Genomic DNA, 19031 nt, shown 5'->3' with positions numbered 1-19031 from the left:
CCTCAGCCTCGGGCGGTCTCGACCAGCGACGCGGCCTGCGCCGCGCTGTCGCGGACCTTGTCCCATTCGCCGGCGTCGATCCAGGCCTTGTTGACCATCCAGGAGCCGCCGATACAGACCACGTTCGGCTGGGCGAGGAACTCAGCCGCGGTGGCCTCGGTGATGCCGCCGGTGGGGCACAGACGCAGATCGGCCAGGGGACCTGCGAGGCCCTTGAGCATCGCCAGTCCACCGACCGCGGTGGCCGGGAACAGTTTGCAGACGCGGAACCCATGCGCCATCAACGACAGGAATTCGGTCGGCGTGGCGCCGCCCGGAACCACCGGGACCGGCGCCCTGGCCAGGGCCTCGGCCAGGGCGGGCGGTGTGCCGGGCGTGACCAGGAAATCCGCGCCGGCGTCGATGGCCTGGCGCATCTGGGTCGCGTCGGTCACGGTGCCGGCACCGATGACGATGTCGGGCAGTTCCTTCTTCAGGGTGGCGAGCGCTTCGAGCGCGCAGCGCGTACGCAGCGTCAGCTCCAGCGTACGCAGGCCGCCTGCGAGCAGCGCTTCGGCGATGCGTCGGCCCTGGTCGATGCTGTTGACGGTGATGACCGGCAGCAGGCCGGCGTCGCGCAGCATGCCTTCGGCGGTGTCCTGGAGGGTCTGGATCGACATCGGGTGCGCTCCTGGTTGCGCGGACGCTCAGGCGTCCTTGGATTCGTGCGGCGCCGTGGCGGCGTCGGCGGTGTCGCCGAGTTCGTACTCGGCGTCGTAGTTCCACGGGCTGCCGTCGGCGGCGGGCGGACCGCAGGAAATCGACAGCGCACCCTGATCCGCCGGGCCGACCATGGCGCGGCTGTTGGCGAACAGGTTGCGGCCCATGTCCCAGCCGGCCGGTGCGGTATCGGCCGCGGGTTCGCGGGCATCCCATTCGGCGGCGTCGACATGCACCCGGAGCGTGCCGTTCTCGCCGTCGAGCACGATGCGGTCGCCGTCGCGCACGCGCGCGATGGGGCCGCCGCGTGCGGCCTCGGGGGTGACGTGGATGGCGGCGGGAATCTTGCCCGAAGCGCCGGACAGCCGGCCGTCGGTGACCAGCGCCACGCGCCGGCCCTGGTTCTGCAGCATGCCCAGCAGCGGTGCCAGCGAGTGCAATTCGGGCATGCCATTGGCGCGTGGGCCCTGGTAGCGCACCACGGCGACGAAGTCCTGCGGCAGGGCGCCGGCCTTGTGCAACTTGTTCAGGGCCTGGGGCGTATCGACGACCACCGCTGGCGCATCGATGTGGCGGTACTCCGGTTTCACCGCCGAGGTCTTGATCAGGGACTGGCCGAGGTTGCCCTTGAGCAGGCGCAGGCCGCCGTGGGCCTCGAACGCGGCGGCGTAAGGGCGCAGGACGGTCTCGTCGCCGCTGGTGGTCGCCGTGGGGCGCCAGGCCAGCGTGTCGCCGTCGAGCCAGGGCTCGTCGCTCCACGCACGCATGCCGCCGGGCATGACGGTGGTCAGGTCGGCGTGCATCAGGCCGGCGTCGATCAATTCGCGGAACACGAAGGCGGTGCCGCCGGCGGCCTGGAAGCGGTTCACGTCGGCTTCGCCGTTGGGGTACACGCGGGTCAGCAGGGGCACCAGGTGCGACAGGGTGTCCATGTCGTCCCAGGTCAGGACGATGCCGGCGGCGCGTGCCACCGCGATCCAGTGGATGGTGTGGTTGGTGGACCCGCCGGTGGCCATCAATGCGGCCACCGCGTTGACGATCGCACGTTCGTCGATCACCTGGCCGAATGGCCGGTAGTCGTCGCCCAGCGCGGTGATCTGCAGTGCGCGCTCCACCGCGGCGTCGGTCAAGGCATCGCGCAGGCGGGTGCCCGGGTTGGGAAACGACGCGCCCGGCAACTGCACGCCCATCGCTTCCAGCAGGACCTGGTTGGAATTGGCGGTGCCGTAGAAGGTGCACGTGCCCGCGGAGTGGTACGAGCCGGCCTCGGCTTCCAGCAGTTCCTCGCGGGTGGCCTCACCGGCGGCGTAGCGCTCGCGGACCTCGGCCTTCTTCTTGTTGGGAATGCCCGGGGTCATCGGACCGCCGGGAATGAACACCGCCGGCAGATGGCCGTAGGCGAGGGCACCGATCAGCAGGCCGGGCACGATCTTGTCGCAGATGCCGAGGTAGACCGCGGCGTCGAACATGTCGTGCGACAGCGCAATCGCGGTGGACTGGGCGATGACGTCGCGCGAGAACAGCGACAGCTCCATGCCGGCGCGGCCCTGGGTGACGCCGTCGCACATCGCCGGCACGCCGCCGGCCACCTGTGCCGTGGCGCCGAGGCGGCGTGCGGTGGCGCGGATGTGGTCCGGGTAGGTCTCGTACGGCTGGTGCGCCGAGAGCATGTCGTTGTAGGCGGTGACGATGCCGAGGTTGGGCGTGGGGCCGCCACGCAGGCGCGCCTTGTCGGTCGGACCGCAGGCGGCGAAGCCGTGGGCGAGGTTGGCGCAGCTCAGGCGGCCGCGCAGGGGGCCGGCGTCGCGCATGGCATCGATGCCGGCCAGATAGGCCGCGCGCGAGGGACGGCTGCGTTCGCGGATGCGCTCGGTGACGGCGTGGAATTCGGGATGCAGGCTCATGGCGTTATGGCTGTGGGCTTGGCGACGCCGTCCGCGGAATTGCGGACGGCAAGGCGGTCGTCGAGACCGCGCGGACGGCGCATGCGGGCGGGCGCATGCGCGGGGGGCGGCGTGCGTGCCGCAGAGGGGCCGAACGGAGACCGGCCTTCAACGGGCATCAAGGGCACCAGTGCACGTGCAAGGGTGCGCCCGGCGTCGTGAAGGCGATGCGCGCCGGGTATTCGTGGGCGTCCTCGCCCGCCAGTACGCGCTCGAGCAGGTCGCGCTTGCGCTGGCCGCGGATCAGCAGGACGCGGACCCGCGCGGGCGCGAGCCCGGCCGGCGTCAGGCTGATGCGGGTATGCCAGTTGCCGGCGCCCGGACAGCCGGTGGCGTCCGCGGCGACGTAGGCCTGACGCGACGACAGGGCGGCGTCGAGGTCGCGCATGCCGGGAAACAGCGAAGCGGTATGACCGTCTTCGCCCATGCCCAGCACGACGACATCGGGCGCGTTGCGCGCGTGCGCGTTGGCGGTGGCCACCGCCTCGGTGAGCGGGCGGCCCGGTTGGGTCAGGGTTTCGAAGCGGGCCCGGGCGGCATTGCCCTGCAGCAGCGACTCGCGGATCAGGCGCGCGTTGCTGTCCGGGTCGTCCGGCCGCAACCAGCGCTCGTCGACGAGGGCGACGTCGATCGCCGACCAGTCCAGCGGCGACTTGGCGAGCGCGGCGTACACCGGTGCCGGCGTGGTCCCGCCCGACAGCAGCAGACGCGCCCGCGGCTTGTGTTCCAGGCTGCGTCCCAGCTCCGCGGACAGGGTGACCGCGGCGCCCCAGATCCACTGCGTCACGGAGTCGTAGGTGTAGAGCTGGACGCGCGCTTCGGCGTCCTGGGCTTTCGGCATCTGGTAGGTCTGGGGACTCATGCTGCGTTTGCCTGGAAGTGACGCTGTGCCAGGGCTGCGCAGCCCAGCAAGCCGGCATGCGGATGCAGGACCGCGACCGAGGGAATGCGCGCCATGTTGGAAGAGAAGCGGCCCTTGTGTTCGAAGCGCTGGCGGAAGCCCGAGTGCCTGAGCGCCTCGAGCATCCGCGGTACCAGGCCACCGGTCAGGAACACGCCATCCCAGGCGCCGAGGGTCAGCACGACATCGCCGGCGATCGCGCCGAACACCGCACAGAACACGTCGACCGCGCGATTGGCGCGCGGATCGCCTTCGGCGGCACGTGCGGTGACGTCGGCGGGCTTGACCGGGCCGGGGTCCTCGCCGGCGATCTCGGCCAGCGCCCGGTAGATGTTGACCAGTCCAGGTCCACAGATCAGGCGTTCATTGGAGACGCGGCCGAACTGTCGCGACAGCACGTCGAGAATCATCAACTCTTCGGGCGTGCCCGGCGGAAAGCTCACGTGTCCGCCCTCGGTCTCGAGCGGATAATGACGCCCGTCGCGGACGAGCAGGCCGCCGACGCCCAGTCCGGTGCCCGGGCCGATGACGGCGTAGGTACGATCGCTGCCGTCGCGAGTCTGCGCCGGGCGCCACGCGGCGCCTCCGACCACGGCGATGTCGCCTTCGCGCAGCAGCGGAATGGCCATCGACTGGGCGGCGAAATCGTTGATCAACAGCACATCGTCCAGTTCCAGCTCGGTGCGCAGGCGCGAGCGCGAGATGACCCAGGGATGGTTGGTGATCCGCGCCTCGTCGCCGTCCACGCGTCCGGCCACGGCGAACACGCCGGCGCGCACGCGCGCACCGGTGTGCTCGAGGTAATGGCGCGCGGCATGGGCCAGCGACGGAAACTCCGCCACGGCGAAGCCTTCAACGCTGTCGACCAGCAGCGGCATCTCCGCCGCGGGGTCGGCCAGCGCGAAGCGCGCGTTGGTGCCCCCGATATCGGCGAGCAGGATTCGATCGTCGCTCACGCGCCGCGCTTCCCGTTGCCGGAAATGACGTTGGGCAGGAACGATGCCGCCGTCGACGGCCCCCAGGAACCGGCCGGGTAATCCTCGACCGGCGTGCCGGCGGTGGCCCAGGCTTCGCTGACGCTGTCGATCCAGCGCCAGGCGGCCTCGACTTCGTCGTCGCGTACGAACAGCGTCTGATCGCCCTTGAGCGCATCGATCATCAACCGCTCGTAGGCGATGCGGCGCTTGGGCGTGGGCGACATCGCCAGGTCCAGCGACAGCGGCTGCAGTTCGGTGGCGCCCCATTCCGGCGCGGCCAGGCTGCCCATCAGGCGCAGCTCGATGGCCTCTTCCGGCTGCAGGCGCATGCGCAGGCGGTCGGGCAGGGCCTGCTCGCTGCGAGGACGATCGAACAGCCAGTGCGAGACGGGCTTGAAGGTCACCACCACTTCGGTCGCACGCGACGGCATGCGCTTGCCGGTCACCAGACGGAACGGCACGCCGGACCAGCGCCAGTTGTCGATGTAGGCGCGCAGGGCGACGAAGGTCTCGACCTCGCGCTCGTGCTTGAAGCCCTTGACGCCGGTGCCCTCGACCACACCGTCGCCGTAGCGGCCGCGGACGCTGTCGACGCCGGCGCTGTCGGCGCTCATCGGGCGCAGTGCGCGCAGCACCTTGCGCTTCTCGTCGCGCACGCTGTCGGCGTCGAGCGAGGCCGGCGGCTCCATGGCGATCAGTGCCAGCAGCTGCAGCATGTGGTTCTGCACCATGTCGCGCAGCGCGCCGTAACCGGCGTAGTAGCCCTCGCGGCCGTCGACGCCGGCGGTCTCGGCGACCACGATGTCGACCGATTCGATCCAGCGGTGCTGCCAGACGGCTTCCAGCAGGGTATTGCCGAAGCGCAGCGCGAGCAGGTTCTGCACCGGCGCCTTGCCCAGGTAGTGATCGATGCGGAAGATCCGCGACTCGTCGAGGCTGGCCTTCAGGGTCGCGTTGATTTCGCGCGCCGAGGCCAGGTCGTGGCCGATCGGCTTCTCCAGGACCAGCCTGGAGGGATCCTCCAGCAGCCCGGCCTGCTTGAGGCCACGGCAGGCCGGTGCGAACAGGTTCGGTGGCGTGGAGAGATAACTCACGCTCGGACGATCCGCGTATTGCGCCAGCGCGGCCGAGATCGCGTCGGCGTCCTGCAGGTCCAGGGCGTGGTAGCGGGTGCGTGCGAGCAGGTCCTCGAAGGCGGCGCCGTCGCGCGAATCGGCATCGGAGACGCGCTCGCGCAGCCAGTCGCGGAAACCCGCATCGTCGTGCTCGGTACGGCCCACGGCCACCACCCGGAAATCCGGCGGTAGCAGGCGGTCGCGCAGGAGGTGGGTCAGCGAGGGAAACAGATAGCGCGTGGCGAGATCGCCCGTGGCACCGAACAACAACAGGGTGTCGTGCATCGCAGCTCCGTGGGGAACCATCAGTCAGGTCGGTGAATCGTAGGGGTCGTGCGGGGCCGGTCGGGTCGTGTGTCCATGCGCGTGCGTATGCAGGCGAGGTGCTGACGACGTGATCGAAACCCAATCCTGAACCATACCAAAAAAGGACAGTCGTTCCCCATCGCAGCGCCGGTGTCGCATGCATGGTCTTAATAGCGGCTACGCCCACCGGAAACCGTGTCGATACGCACGGGTGACGGTCGCATGCAGTGCTTGGAAACGGTTACATGGCAGAATGCCGCATGCGGTCGGCGCTGTCACCATGCCGCCCGCCGTACCGCCGCGAGCCATTCGGTCCGTGTGCGGCGTCACCACGCGGGAGCAGATGGCATATGGCAAAAGTCGAGTTGGACGACGTCCGCAAGGTCTATCCGAATGGATACGTCGGCGTGGCCGGTGCGAGTTTCGAGGTCGCGGACGGCGAGCTGCTGGTGCTGGTGGGGCCGTCGGGCTGCGGCAAGTCGACCCTGCTGCGGATGATCGCGGGGCTGGAGTCGATCAGCGGCGGGACGCTGCGGATCGGCGAGCGCGTGGTCAACGACATCGCGCCGAAGGAACGCGACATCGCCATGGTGTTCCAGTCCTACGCCCTGTACCCGCACATGAGCGTGGCCGAGAACCTGGCGTTCGGCCTGAAGCTGCGCGGTCACGGGAAGGACGCCATCCAGGCCCGCGTGGACGAGGCGGCGAAGACGCTGGAGCTCGACGCGCTGCTGGATCGCAAGCCCGGCCAACTGTCGGGCGGACAGCGACAGCGCGTGGCGTTGGGCCGCGCGCTGGTGCGCAATCCGCAGGTGTTCCTGCTCGACGAACCGCTGTCGAACCTCGACGCCAAGCTGCGCATGTCGATGCGGGTGGAGATCGCGCGGCTGCACCGCCAGCTCGGCGCGACCATGGTCTACGTGACCCACGACCAGATCGAGGCGATGACGCTGGGCCAGCGGATCGTGGTGCTGGACCGGGGCGAGATCCAGCAGATCGACACGCCGATGGCGCTCTACGAGCGCCCGGCGAACCTGTTCGTGGCGACGTTTCTCGGCAGCCCCGGCATGAACGTGCTGCGCGGGCGGCTGTTGCGCGAGGACGGCTGGGCGCTGGCGCTGGAGGACGGGACGCGACTGCCGCTGGCGGGCGACATCGGGCTGTCGCCCGCGTGGGCGGGGCGCGAGGTGGATGCCGGCATCCGACCCGAGCACCTGCAGCGCGCAGTGGACGAGCCGTTCGCGCCGGTGGTCGAGGTGGTGGAGCCGGTCGGCAGCGAGGTGTTCGTCAATCTTCGCCAGGGCGTGCATCCGCTGATCGCCCGGCTGCCGCCGGGCGACCTGCCCACGCCCGGCGATGCCCTGCCGCTGCGCGTGGAGGCCGCGCACCTGCATGTCTTCGACATCGAGACCGGGCGCCGGCTGGAAGCGTAGATGTTCCAGCCGGGCCGTCGCGATCAGCGGGGGTGCGCCCGCGCAACGATGCGTGGCGGCGTAGCTGCGAGCCGCGGCCGGTAGAATAGGCCGGATTTCCCCTCTCGCCAGCCGAAAAAGGCCAGCCGTGACCTCGAACGCCCCGCTCTCGAAAGATGCGCCCTCGAACGCGCCCGTCTCGATCCGCCAGGACGATCTGATCCAGTCCGTCGCCGATGCCCTGCAGTACATCAGCTACTACCATCCGGTCGACTACATCCGGAACCTGACCGCGGCCTACGAACGCGAGGCCTCGCCCGCGGCCAAGGACGCCATGGCGCAGATCCTGATCAACTCGCGCATGTGCGCCGAGGGCCATCGACCCATCTGCCAGGACACCGGCATCGTCACCGTGTTCCTCGAGATCGGCATGCAGGTGCGCTGGGACGACGCCACGATGGGCGTGGAGGACATGGTCAACGAGGGCGTGCGTCGCGCCTACAACCACCCGGACAACAAGCTGCGCGCCAGTGTGCTGGCCGATCCGGCCGGCAAACGCCAGAACACGAAGGACAACACCCCGGCGGTGGTCAACGTGAAGGTCGTGCCGGGCAACGCGGTCGACGTGATCGTCGCCGCCAAGGGCGGTGGCTCCGAGGCGAAGTCCAAGTTCGCGATGCTCAACCCGTCGGACTCCATCGTCGACTGGGTGCTCAAGACGGTGCCGACGATGGGCGCCGGCTGGTGTCCGCCGGGCATGCTCGGCATCGGCATCGGCGGCACCGCCGAGAAGGCGATGCTGCTGGCCAAGGAATCGCTGATGGAGCCGATCGACATCCAGGAGCTGATCGCGCGCGGTGCGTCCAACCGTGTCGAGGAACTGCGCCTGGAGCTGTACGAGAAGGTCAACGCGCTGGGCATCGGTGCGCAGGGTCTGGGTGGCCTGACCACGGTGCTCGACATCAAGGTCAAGGATTACCCGACCCATGCCGCCAACCTGCCGGTCGCGCTGATCCCGAACTGCGCCGCCACCCGCCATGCGCATTTCACCCTGGACGGCAGTGGTCCGGTCGCGCTGGATCCGCCGTCGCTGGACGACTGGCCGACGCTGACCTACAACCCGACCAACGCGCGGCGCGTGGACCTGGACACGATCACGCCGACCGAGGTGGCCGGGTTCAAGCCGGGCGAGGTGGTGCTGCTCAACGGCAAGCTGCTCACCGGTCGCGATGCCGCGCACAAGCGCATGATCGACATGCTCGATCGCGGCGAGACGCTGCCGGTCGATTTCACCAACCGCTTCATCTACTACGTCGGTCCGGTGGATCCTGTGCGCGAGGAAGTGGTCGGCCCGGCCGGTCCGACCACCGCCACGCGCATGGACAAGTTCACCCGCCAGATGCTGGAGCAGACCGGCCTGCTGGGCATGGTCGGCAAGGCCGAGCGCGGGCCGGCTGCGATCGAGGCGATCCGCGACAACAAGGCGGTGTACCTGATGGCCGTCGGCGGCTCGGCGTACCTGGTGTCGAAGGCGATCAAGGCCTCGAAGGTGGTCGCGTTCGAAGATCTGGGCATGGAGGCGATCTACGAGTTCGAGGTCAAGGACATGCCGGTGACGGTGGCGGTGGATGCGACCGGTGAGTCCGTACACGAGACCGGTCCGAGGACCTGGAAGGCGAAGATCGCCGGCATCCCGGTGGTCGAGATCGACTGACGGTCCGGTCGCGCTCGAGGCGATCCGGCGGGATGCCCGCGCGCTACCCGGCGGGGTGCGCGCAGGCGGCCACGGGTGTCAGTTGGCCGGCGTCGCGCAGCGCGATGACGGAGTGCGATTCGGTCCGCACCAGGCCGAGGGTCGCGGCCCGCCATGCAGGCAAGGCCTCGCGGGCCACCACTGCGGCATCGTCGGGGATGTGCCGTCCGAAGCCCTCGGAGTCGAGGGCCAGGCGCGGCACCGTCAGGCAGGGGTCGTCGAGGTCCAGCCGGGCGAGTTCGCGGCCGTCGTCGGCGCGCACGGCACGGAAGGCCAGCGGGGTCCGCACGGAGCGGGTCTCGCCGCGCACGATGGTCGGTGTGCCTTGGGCGTCGATGCCCATCCGGTCGGGTCGAAGCGGTTCCGTGTCGGTAGTGGGTTCGATCACCAGCCAGGCGACGCCGGCGTCGATATCGATCAGATGGCCCTCGCCCAAGGACACCACGGCGAACGGCGCATGGCGCAACAGCAGGGTGTCGTGCCATGCGGTCACCAATCTGGACGTGCCGGCGTCGACCGGGTGCAGGGCCAGGTGGCGGATGGTGTTGCGCCGAGGCTCCGGGGAGACGTCGATGCGCTGCACGGTGAGTGCGCCGTCGCGGGTCGAGACCCGGGCCAGGATGTCGTCCTGCGAGAACAGGACCAGAAGCGCGTCGCTGCCGAGCACGGCGACCTGCGAGGGGCAATAGAAGCGATCGTGGCGCGTGTGCTGGTCGGGGAACAGCAGCGCGCCGACCCATCGGCCGCACAGATCCTCGCCCCGCCAGGCGACGTTCCAGCCGACGCTGCTTCCCCCGCCGCCCGCGGGGTGCAGCCAGCGGGCCAGCGGGCCGGCGCGCGAGACGGTGCGCTGCGCGGTCAACTGGTCACGCGAGAAGACGACCGCGCTGTGGGCTGGCGGCGGCGCCGACAAGGCGAGGAGGGCGAGGCCGACCGCCGCAGCGATCGCGTTGCTGATTCTCATCGTGTATCGCCTCCCCGGCACTGTGCCGCACGGGTTTCGATTCGCCGTCTCAGTGAAGAAACTGCAGCCGCGCCAGTTCCGCGTACAGGCCGCCCTGTGCCAGCAGATCCTCGTGCCGGCCTTCGGCGACGATCCGGCCCTGGTCCATCACCACGATGCGGTCGGCCTTGAGGACCGTGGCCAGGCGATGCGCGATGACCAGCGTGGTCCGGCCGCGCATCAGGACTTCCAGGGCTTGCTGCACCGCGCGTTCGCTCTGCGCGTCGAGTGCGGAAGTGGCTTCGTCGAGCAGCAGGATCGGCGCATCGCGCAACAGGGCGCGGGCGATCGCGATGCGTTGCTGCTGCCCACCCGACAGCCTCGCCCCGCGCTCGCCGAGTTGTTCGTCGTACCCGGCGGGCAGGGCGCGGATGAAGTCGTCGGCTTCGGCCGCGCGCGCGGCGGCTTCGACCTCGGCGTCGGTCGCGTCCAGCCGCCCGTAACGGATGTTGTCGCGCGCACTGGCGGCGAAGATCGTCGGTTGCTGCGGGACCAGGGCGATCTGTTCGCGCAATTGCGCCGGATCGAGTTCGCGCACGTCGACGCCGTCCACGGAGACGATGCCGTGCCGCGGGTCGTGGAAGCGCAGCAGCAGCCCCAGCACGGTGCTCTTGCCGGCGCCCGACGGACCGACCAGCGCGACCGTCTCCCCGGGGCGCACCTGCAGCGATACGTGCTGCAGCGCCGGCGTGGCATCGCGACCGGGGTAGTGGAACACGATGTCGTCGAGCGCCAGCGCGCCCCGGAGCGGCAGCGACAGCGCCTTGGGGTGCTGCGGCGCCTGCAGGGTCGGCCGTTCGACCAGCAACTCGTTGATCCGGCCCATGCCGCCGGCCGCGCGCTGCAGCTCGTTCCAGACCTCGGCCAGAGCACCGACCGAGCCGCCGCCCATCAGCGCGTACAGGACGAACTGGCCGAGCGTGCCGGGGCTGAGTCGGCCGGCGACCACGTCGTGCGCGCCCGACCACAGCACCACGGTGATCGCGCCGAACACGACGGTGATCGCGACCGCGGTGACCACGGCCTGGGTGCCGATGCGCTTGCGGGCGGTGGCGACCGAGAGGGCGACCGCGTCGTCGAAACGGCCGCGCTCCCAGGGCTCGTGCGCGTGCGCCTGCACCGTGCGTACCGCGCCCAGGGTTTCCGCGGCGAGCATGTTGGCGTCGGCGACGCGGTCCTGGCTCTGGCGGGCGATCTTCTGCAGGCGGCGGCCGCCCAGCACCAACGGCAGCACGAACAGCGGGATGCCGACCAGCGTCCAGGCCGCCAGACGCGGGCTGGTGACCACCAGCATCGACAGGCTGCCGATGACCATCACCACGCTGCGCAGCGCCACCGACATGCCGGAGCCGACCACGCCGCGCAGCAACTCGGTATCCGCCGACAGCCGTGAGACCAGTTCGCCACTGCGGTTGCGTTCGTAGAACGTCTGGTCGAGATCCAGCAGGTGCGCGTACAGCCGCGTGCGCAGATCGGCGATGACGCGTTCGCCCAGCAGCGAGATGAAGAAGAAACGTGCCGCGGTGAACAGCGCCAGGGCCAGTGCGACCGCGAACAGGAATGCGAAGGCGGCATCGATGTTGCTGCCGCTGTCGAAGCCGCGATCGATCATGTGGCGCACTGCGATCGGCAGGCTGAGAGTGGCGACCGACGACAACGCCAGCGCCAGCAGCCAGGCCGCGAGCAGGCCGCGCTGCCGGGCCAGGAACGGCCACAGCGTGCGCAGGATGCCGATGGGAGCCTTGCCGGTGCGCGCGTCGGCCGCGGCGTCTGGGGGGAGGTCGGGCATGGGGCGGGCACGTCCGTGGCGGGGCCGGCCAGTGTAGCGTCGGCGACAGCCGCCCCGGTCGCGCACGGGCACGGGCGGCTGACGGCGGAGAGCCGATGGCGGTGCTTGGACGCTTTCGCCGGAGGCCGGGGCCTAGCGGAGCGCGCAGTGGACGCGGTCGCGGGTGGCGTCGCGCAGATGCCGGCGCAGCGCGTCGACCCGGCTGACGGGCAGGCGCAACAGAAATTGCACGCCATCCGCGCCGAAGCGCTCCTCGCACTTGGCCGCGGCGAAGTGCTCGATGGCCTGGTGCACGCTGCCCAGATCGGGAAACCCGGCGAACACGTCGAGTTCGGCTTCCTCGATCAGCGGCGCGCGTTCGGCGGTCCGCAGGCATTCGGCAGCCGCCCCACCGTAGGCACGGACCAGACCGCCCGCGCCGAGCTTGATGCCGCCGTACCAGCGGGTCACCACGACCACGACACGGTCGTACCCCTGACCATCGATGGCGGCCAGGATCGGGCGACCGGCCGTGCCGGCCGGCTCGCCGTCGTCGCTGGAGCGGTAGGCGTCGTCGAAGCGCCAGGCCCAGCAATTATGCGTGGCCTCGGCGATGGACACCGTCCGGATCCACGCCGTTGCCTCGTCCGCCGCCGCCAGCGGCTGCGCGCGCGCCAGGAAACGGCTGTGCTTGACCTCGAGCAGGTGTTCGGCAGGCGTGGCCAGTGTGTCCCGACTCATCGGCCGGGCGGGTCGTCCAGCGCGTCCAGGTCGTCCGGCACACGCAGGTCCGGGAAGCGCCGGCGCAGTTCGTCCAGGCTCTCGCGGGCCTCGTCGATGCGGCCCGCATCGCGCAGCTCGCGGATCCGCTTGAGCCAGGCACGATGCACTTCGGGTGAGTCGGCCGTGGCCGGAGGCGCCTCGTCGAAGGCCTCGTCGAGATCGGGAGCGTCGTCGGCCTCGTCGTCGTCGCGCGCGATCCAGGCGTCGAGCACGGGCCGGGGCGCGGCGGGCGCCCCTGCACGACGGGCACTGGCGGGCGCCGCCGGCGCGGCCATCGCGCGCCGACCGATGGCGGTCGCGTTGCCGGTGCCGTCCTGGGTGCGCGCGAATGCCGGGGCCTCCGTGTCCTCCACAGTGGCGGCGGCCGTGGCCGACGCACCCGATGGCGTGATGCGGGCGGATGCCGCCGGCAAGGACTCTTCGGACTGGGCCCCTGGCGCAGGTGGCGCCGGAGGCGCCGGCGGCGGTTCCGGGACGGATATCGACGCCGGCGCCACCTGCCCGGTCGCCGCGGGGCGGGGCGGGGCATCGGCGGACGCGGGCTCGGGCTCGGCCGCCGATTGTGGCGATTCGGCAGCTTGCGGTGCGCGCTCGACAGGCGCGCGGGATGCCGCCGCGGCGGCTTGCTCGCCGGTGTCGGCGGCGGATCGGACCTCCGCGGCGCCGGCGCCCTCCGTCGCCACGTCGTCGGCTCCCGGCGGCATGCGCAGTGCGTAGACCTGCTCGTTCGAAGGCACCACGGTCGGTTCGCGTTCCGGCGGCGGACGCAGTTGCCAGGCCACGCCGACCGCCAACGCCAGCGAGGCGGCCACTCCGAGCATCGCCGGCCAACGCCGCCGCCGCGGCCGCGCAGCCCGGCCTCGACGGGCCGGCGGCGGCGGTGCGCCGGTGTCGCCCGCCGCCGCACGCAGGCCGTCGCCTTCGCGCGCCATGGCCAGGATGCGGGCATCCAGGGCGGGCGAAGGATCGCCCTCGGGCGCGTGCCGGGCCAGCAGGGCGGCCAGTGCGCGCTCTTCGGCATCCAGAGGGGCGCGTTCGTGCGAGGTCACGGCGTCAGCCCCCCCTTCAATTTGTCCATCGCATAGCGCAGGCGGGATTTCACGGTCTCGCGTCCGACGCCGGTCAGGGCGCCGATTTCCTCCAGGGTCAGATCCTGTTCCAGCCGCAGCAGCAGAACCTCGCGCTGTTCGTCGGGCAATGCCTCGAGCGCGACCTGCAGGCGGGCGCGGCGCTCATGGGCATCGAGTGTGGACTCGGGCGTGTCGTCGTCGGGTACACGCGCCAGGCGCTCGTCCGCATCCACCGGCGCCGGCGGCCGATGCCGTGCCGCACGCCAGTGATCGGCCAGCCGGTTGCGTGCGATCCGGTACAGCCAGGTGGCGAACGAGGCCTCGGGCCGCCAGTCCGCGCGTGCGGCGATCACACGCTGCCAGATGTCCTGGTAGAGCTCGTCGGTCAGGGCCGCGTCGCGCAGCTGGCGCAGCAGGAAGCGGTACAGGCGCTGGCGGTGGCGGGCGTACAGGGTTTCGAAGGCACCGGCGTGGCCGCCGGCATAGGCCAGCATCAGCGATTCGTCGCTGTCTTCGATCTCCGGCGGCGGGCGGTCCATGACATCCACCGCGCGCAGGTTAAGCATTCCGCGCGCGTACGGGAAGCGAAGCCGTGGGGAAATCCGGGCAGGACATGGAGCGAAGGCGGTCGACATGTCACAGAACAACGCACAGCGGGCGCGAACGGGGTCGCCGGTGCTGTGGGGCACCGGTACCACCCGGTATGCTGGCGGCTTCCGGGAGGCGGTGCGTCACGTGCGGGAGATCCACAACGTCAGCCAGATCGTACCCGTGAACGCCGCGGCCAAGGCCCCCGTGTTGTTGCGCGATCTTCTGGCGGCGCTGCTGCCGGGCGCGGAACTCGCGATCTGCTGGCGCGACACCCGGCTGGGTACCGGCAGCGTCGCGACTCCGGTCGCCTCCGACGCGCTACGCGCGCGCGCGGCGGAACTGCTGGGCGGTATGGCGCGGGGCGCGTTGTCCGACAGCTTCGACTTCGCATGGGAAGAGGCGGGGGCGCGCGTCGCGGTGGCCGCGGCACCGGCCGGTGTCCCGGCGGCGGACGAGCGGCGGCGCTGGCACCGGCTCGCGACGGCGACCGTAGCGCTGTTCACCCGCTTCGAGCTCGCCCGCAACCGGATCCAGTCGCTGCGCAAGTCCGAGCGTCTGCAGCAGGCGCTGTACGAAATCGCGGACCTGTCCGGTTCGAGCCTGGAAATGCCCGACATGCTGGCGAGGCTGCACACCGTCGTGGCCTCGCTCATGCTGGCGGAGAACTTCTACATCGTGCTGTACGACGATGAACGCGAGACAGTGCGTTTCCTGTACTTCGCCGACCAGAACGACCCCTGGCAGCCGGATCCCGACAACGAGATCGCGATGACGGCGCTGCCCAACAGCCTGACCGTGGCGCTGCTGCGCTACGGCCGGCCGTTGATGGGGCCATCGGAGAGTATCCGCGAACGCCTCGGGGTCGGGCGGGACACCGGATTGGGACCCGACAGCGCGGACTGGCTGGGGGTGCCGGTGCGGCGCGACACCCGCGTGGGCGGGGCGATCGTGGTGCAGAGCTACGACCGGCCCAACACCTATACGCACGAGGATCGCGCGTTGCTGGAATACGTCGCCCAGCACATTCTCACCGCGCTCGACCGCAAACACGCCCAGGGCGAACTGGAACGCCGGGTGGGCGAGCGGACCCAGGAGTTGCGGCACGCCAACGAGGTCCTGCAGGCGGAAATCGTCGAACGGCAGCGGGCCGAGCGCCTCCAGCGTGCGTTGTACCGGATCAGCGAAATGTCGGTCGGTGCAGGCAGCCTGGAGCGTTTCTACGCCGATGTGCACGAGGTCGTGAGCGGGTTGGTCTACGCGGAGAACTTCTACATCGCGATGCTGGCCGGCGATGGCGAGCGCATCGATTTCCCGTACTCGGTGGACGAGCGCGACCCGGTCCGCAGCACGCGCCGGATGATCAACGGCCTGACCGAGTTCGTGATCGCGTCCGGCGAGCCGTTGCTGGCCGATCGTGCGACCATCGATGGGCTCGAAGCGTCCGGGAGCGTGATCAGCCAGGGAAGCCGGGCGTACTGCTGGCTGGGCGTTCCGCTGGTCGGCGACGAGTCCGTGCTGGGTGTCATCGCGGTGCAAAGCTACTCGCCGGAGGTGGTGTTCGATGGGCGCGACCAGGCGTTGCTGACGTTCGTTTCGCACCACATCAGCATCGCGCTCTCGCGCAAGCGGGCGCAGGAGTCGCTGCGGGCCGCGCATGTGGAACTGGAATCGCGGGTGGAAGCGCGGACCCGGGAGCTGCGGGACGCCAACCGCGAACTGCGTGCGCTGATCGGCGAGCGCAGCCGTGCCGAGCAGCGGCTGATCCACCAGGCACGCCACGACCAGTTGACGGGTTTGCCCAATCGCGAGCACTTGCTGGAGAAACTGGACGCCACGATCGCCGGCGTGCGCGCCGGCGATTCGGCGCCGTTCGCGGTGCTGTTCTTCGATCTGGACCGGTTCAAGCTGGTCAACGACAGCGTCGGCCACGCCGCGGGCGACGATCTCCTGGTCGAAGCCGGCAGGCGCGTGCGCCGTGCGCTGGCCGCCGGGGATACCGTCGCCCGCCTGGGCGGCGACGAATTCGCGGTGCTGCTGCAGGATGTGCCCGATCCCGTCATCGCGCAGCGCGTCGCGTCGCGATTGCTCGCCGAACTCGGCAAGCCGATGTGGATCGCCGGGCGCGAACTGTTTCCCTCGGCGAGCATTGGCATCGCCTACTGGGAGGCGCGCTATCGCCATGGCGAGGACATGCTGCGCGATGCCGACGCGGCGATGTATCGGGCCAAGGCGCGCGGACGCGACCGCAGCGAACTGTTCGACGAGGCCATGCGTGCCGAAGCGATGCGCCTGCTCGATCTGGAGGCGGACCTGCGCCGTGCGATCCTGGCCGATGATTTCGAGCCTTTTTTCCAGCCGGTCGTGCGGCTGGAGGATGGCGAGACGGTCGGCCACGAGGCGTTGTTGCGCTGGCATCACGAGCAGCGCGGCCTGTTGGTCCCGTCCGATTTCATCGGCGTGGGCGAGGACAGCGGCCTGATCGCCCAGGTCGACTGGCTGATGTACGCGCACGTGGTGCGCTGGCTGGGGCGCCAGCCCGGGGAGGGATACGTCTCGATCAACGTGTCGCCGCGTCACTTCATCTCGGATGATTTCGCCGAACGCCTGCTGCGCCTGATCGACGACGCCGGTGCGGATCCCGCGCGGCTGCGCATCGAAATCACCGAGGGTGCCCTGCTCGACGACGCGCCGCGGGCCTTGCGGACGCTCAATGCGCTGCGAGAACGGGGCGTGGGGGCGATGCTGGACGACTTCGGGACCGGCTATTCCGCGCTGTCCTACCTGCACCGGTTCCCGATCCAGTCGCTCAAGATCGACCAGAGTTTCGTCGCCGGTCTTTCCGGAGCCTCGCATGCCGAAAGCCTCGCCCTGGTGAGGGCGATCCTGGCCCTCGCCGGCACGCTCGGCATCGAGACCGTGGGCGAGGGCATCGAGACATCGGCCCAGCGCGACCTGCTGCTGCAGCTCGGTTGCGGGTTCGGGCAGGGCTACTACTACGGTCGTCCACGCTCAGGCGATTGAGCCGTGGCGACCGGCGCGATGCCGCTGCGGGCGAGATCGACCAGGCCGAGCAGTTCCCCGCGCAGGCCCCACGGGTCGTCGCCGCGGCCGGAGGCGATCGCCGTACGGATGTCGTCCCAGTCCCAGTCGCCCAGATGCCGGCCGCCGCGGAGTGCGTCGGCATAGGCCGCGACGCCGGCGGCGAACCGCAATGCATCGCTGGGCCGGGTCCGGGCGTCCTGCGCCAGGATCTGGGTGGTCAACAGGCGGCTGCGACGTTCACCGGGCCGCTTGTAGCGAAGTGCGACCTGCGCGATCTCGCCGTTTCGGTGCACGGCCCCAGCGGTGTCCGCCGGGTCGTAACGACGCGGCGCCAGCCAGTGTCCGTCGCTGCCGGCGAGCACGATCTCGTACAGCGCGGTGACCTCGTGTCCGGCACCGATGTCGCCGGCATCGACCCGGTCGTTGGCGAAATCGGCCTCCTCGAGCACGCGGTTCTCGTAACCGATCAGGCGGTACTCGGCCACGCGGGCCGGATCGAACTCGACCTGCACCTTGACGTCGTTGGCGATGGTCAGCAGGGTCGACGACAGCTCATCGACCAGCACCTTGTGCGCCTCCTGCAGCGTGTCGATGTAGGCGTGATGTCCGTTGCCGGCATCGGCGAGGCGCTCGGCCATCGCATCGTGATAATTGCCGCTGCCAAAACCGAGCGTGCTCAGTGCGATACCGCCCGCGCGCTGGTCGGCGACGTAGGTCTCCAGGGCGCCGCGGTCGACGATGCCGACATTGAAGTCGCCGTCGGTCGCCAGGATCACCCGGTTGATGCCGCCGGCCACGAACGCCTGGCGGGCGGTGGCGTAGGCGAGCTGCAGCCCGGCCTCGCCGTGCGTACTGCCGGCGGCCTGCAGGCCGTTCAGGGCGGACAGGATCTCACCCTTGCGGTCGCCGCGGGTCGGAGGCAGGACCAGGCCGGCCGAGCCGGCGTAGGCCACGAGGCTGACGGTGTCCTGCGGACGCAGGCGGGCGACCAGCTGGGCGAACGCCTGCTGCAGCAGCGGCAGCTTGTCGGGACTGTTCATCGAACCGGAGGTGTCGATCAGGAACACCAGGTTGGCGGGCGGCAGCGCATCCGGGGGGACCTCGTAGCCGCGCAGGCCGACCATCAGCAGGTGCCGGCCGGCGTGCCACGGGGACGGTGCGAGCTCCGTGGTCACCGCGAACGGCACTTCGGTCGAGTTCGGCGCGCGGTGGCCGTAACGGAAATAATTGAGGAATTCTTCGGTGCGCACCGCGTCGGCCGGCGGCCGACGTCCCTGACGCAGCATCCGGCGCACGTTGCTGTAGCTGCCGGTGTCGACGTCGATGGAGAACGTCGACACGGGTGCATCGGCCGTCCGGCGAACCGGATTGTCCTCGCGGTCCTGGTAGCGCTCGGTGTCGATCCGCGGCGGCGGGCTGACGGGCGGCGGACGCGGCGCGTACATGGGGGGCCGCCCCGGCGCGACGCGCGTCGCCATCGCGCGGGTCGCCGCGGGCATGGGAGGGGCCGCAGGCGATATGTCGGCTCGCGCTCGTTCATGGCCGAGCCCCGGCTCCGGGAAGGGCGTCGCGGCTGGCGCGGCGTCCGCGATCGTGGTGTCCATGACGGGTGAGGCGGGCGGCGGTGCGTCGGGCTGCGGACCTGCCGCACGGCAGGCGGCGAGGAGG

Annotated in this window: 14 protein-coding genes; 3 read left to right on the top strand and 11 right to left on the bottom strand. The window is 70.5% G+C overall.

The window, feature by feature from the left end; genetic code table 11:
* Positions 1 to 2: 2 nt before the first annotated feature.
* The 5 genes from RG19_RS08190 to zwf all read right to left on the bottom strand — a co-directional run bounded on the left by RG19_RS08190 (position 3) and on the right by zwf (position 5920).
* A complete protein-coding gene (locus tag RG19_RS08190; RefSeq protein WP_058834847.1) occupies positions 3 to 659 on the bottom strand; it encodes a bifunctional 4-hydroxy-2-oxoglutarate aldolase/2-dehydro-3-deoxy-phosphogluconate aldolase in 657 nt (218 codons plus the stop codon).
* A 27-nt stretch (positions 660 to 686) separates the two neighbouring features.
* Positions 687 to 2603, bottom strand: coding sequence for a phosphogluconate dehydratase (gene edd / locus RG19_RS08185; protein ID WP_058834846.1), 1917 nt, complete (start codon positions 2601 to 2603; stop codon positions 687 to 689).
* Between the two features lie 157 nt (positions 2604 to 2760).
* A complete protein-coding gene (gene pgl / locus RG19_RS08180) occupies positions 2761 to 3504 on the bottom strand; it encodes a 6-phosphogluconolactonase (RefSeq protein WP_238376606.1) in 744 nt (247 codons plus the stop codon).
* Positions 3501 to 4499: a glucokinase gene (glk, locus tag RG19_RS08175; RefSeq protein WP_058834845.1), complete on the bottom strand. Its 999-nt coding sequence runs from the start codon at positions 4497 to 4499 to the stop codon at positions 3501 to 3503. Before glk ends, pgl begins: the two co-directional genes overlap by 4 nt.
* A complete protein-coding gene (zwf, locus tag RG19_RS08170; protein ID WP_058834844.1) occupies positions 4496 to 5920 on the bottom strand; it encodes a glucose-6-phosphate dehydrogenase in 1425 nt (474 codons plus the stop codon). Before zwf ends, glk begins: the two co-directional genes overlap by 4 nt.
* Before the next feature lie 371 nt (positions 5921 to 6291).
* Here zwf and RG19_RS08165 point away from each other — a divergent pair, with 371 nt between their 5' ends.
* Both RG19_RS08165 and RG19_RS08160 read left to right on the top strand, forming a co-directional pair.
* Positions 6292 to 7374, top strand: coding sequence for an ABC transporter ATP-binding protein (locus RG19_RS08165; RefSeq protein WP_058834843.1), 1083 nt, complete (start codon positions 6292 to 6294; stop codon positions 7372 to 7374).
* 127 nt (positions 7375 to 7501) lie between these two features.
* The gene (locus RG19_RS08160) at positions 7502 to 9067 is read left to right on the top strand and encodes a fumarate hydratase (protein ID WP_058834842.1); all 1566 of its coding nucleotides are present in this window, start codon (positions 7502 to 7504) and stop codon (positions 9065 to 9067) included.
* Between the two features lie 43 nt (positions 9068 to 9110).
* Here RG19_RS08160 and RG19_RS08155 read toward each other — a convergent pair whose 3' ends face one another.
* The 5 genes from RG19_RS08155 to RG19_RS08135 form a co-directional block, all read right to left on the bottom strand.
* Positions 9111 to 10070 (bottom strand): hypothetical protein, encoded by a 960-nt coding sequence (locus RG19_RS08155; RefSeq protein ID WP_058834841.1) that lies wholly within the window; start codon positions 10068 to 10070, stop codon positions 9111 to 9113.
* A gap of 49 nt (positions 10071 to 10119) precedes the next feature.
* A complete protein-coding gene (locus tag RG19_RS08150) occupies positions 10120 to 11898 on the bottom strand; it encodes an ABC transporter transmembrane domain-containing protein (protein ID WP_058834840.1) in 1779 nt (592 codons plus the stop codon).
* A gap of 132 nt (positions 11899 to 12030) precedes the next feature.
* Positions 12031 to 12618, bottom strand: a complete 588-nt coding sequence (locus RG19_RS08145) for an IMPACT family protein (RefSeq protein ID WP_058834839.1) — start codon at positions 12616 to 12618, stop codon at positions 12031 to 12033.
* Positions 12615 to 13709 (bottom strand): hypothetical protein, encoded by a 1095-nt coding sequence (locus RG19_RS08140; RefSeq protein ID WP_058834838.1) that lies wholly within the window; start codon positions 13707 to 13709, stop codon positions 12615 to 12617. The genes RG19_RS08145 and RG19_RS08140 overlap by 4 nt, the downstream gene beginning before the upstream one ends.
* A complete protein-coding gene (locus RG19_RS08135) occupies positions 13706 to 14269 on the bottom strand; it encodes an RNA polymerase sigma factor (RefSeq protein ID WP_058836499.1) in 564 nt (187 codons plus the stop codon). Before RG19_RS08135 ends, RG19_RS08140 begins: the two co-directional genes overlap by 4 nt.
* A 94-nt stretch (positions 14270 to 14363) precedes the next feature.
* On the opposite strand from RG19_RS08135, the gene RG19_RS08130 reads away from it, so the two are divergent.
* Complete coding sequence (locus RG19_RS08130) at positions 14364 to 17342, top strand: bifunctional diguanylate cyclase/phosphodiesterase (protein WP_082672557.1); 2979 nt, start codon at positions 14364 to 14366, stop codon at positions 17340 to 17342.
* Here RG19_RS08130 and RG19_RS08125 read toward each other — a convergent pair.
* Positions 17315 to 18808 carry a vWA domain-containing protein gene (locus RG19_RS08125; RefSeq protein ID WP_238376605.1) on the bottom strand — a complete coding sequence of 498 codons (1494 nt, stop codon included), beginning with the start codon at positions 18806 to 18808 and terminating at the stop codon, positions 17315 to 17317. The genes RG19_RS08130 and RG19_RS08125 overlap by 28 nt on opposite strands.
* Positions 18809 to 19031: the final 223 nt, after the last annotated feature.

The organism is Luteimonas abyssi, from assembly GCF_001482195.1.
In the GTDB taxonomy this organism is placed as follows: domain Bacteria; phylum Pseudomonadota; class Gammaproteobacteria; order Xanthomonadales; family Xanthomonadaceae; genus Luteimonas; species Luteimonas abyssi.
The sequence above is the reverse complement of the archived record's forward strand: the minus strand, read 5'-3'. Positions and strand labels throughout refer to the sequence as shown.

Coding starts and splice junctions, on each gene's coding strand:
- pgl (WP_238376606.1), bottom strand. CDS start 3,504: ATGAGTCCCCAGACCTACCAGATGCCGAAAGCCCAGGACGCCGAAGCG.
- RG19_RS08150 (WP_058834840.1), bottom strand. CDS start 11,898: ATGCCCGACCTCCCCCCAGACGCCGCGGCCGACGCGCGCACCGGCAAG.
- RG19_RS08125 (WP_238376605.1), bottom strand. CDS start 18,808: ATGTACGCGCCGCGTCCGCCGCCCGTCAGCCCGCCGCCGCGGATCGAC.
- zwf (WP_058834844.1), bottom strand. CDS start 5,920: ATGCACGACACCCTGTTGTTGTTCGGTGCCACGGGCGATCTCGCCACG.
- RG19_RS08190 (WP_058834847.1), bottom strand. CDS start 659: ATGTCGATCCAGACCCTCCAGGACACCGCCGAAGGCATGCTGCGCGAC.
- RG19_RS08135 (WP_058836499.1), bottom strand. CDS start 14,269: ATGGACCGCCCGCCGCCGGAGATCGAAGACAGCGACGAATCGCTGATG.
- RG19_RS08155 (WP_058834841.1), bottom strand. CDS start 10,070: ATGAGAATCAGCAACGCGATCGCTGCGGCGGTCGGCCTCGCCCTCCTC.
- RG19_RS08130 (WP_082672557.1), top strand. CDS start 14,364: ATGTCACAGAACAACGCACAGCGGGCGCGAACGGGGTCGCCGGTGCTG.
- RG19_RS08145 (WP_058834839.1), bottom strand. CDS start 12,618: ATGAGTCGGGACACACTGGCCACGCCTGCCGAACACCTGCTCGAGGTC.
- RG19_RS08165 (WP_058834843.1), top strand. CDS start 6,292: ATGGCAAAAGTCGAGTTGGACGACGTCCGCAAGGTCTATCCGAATGGA.
- edd (WP_058834846.1), bottom strand. CDS start 2,603: ATGAGCCTGCATCCCGAATTCCACGCCGTCACCGAGCGCATCCGCGAA.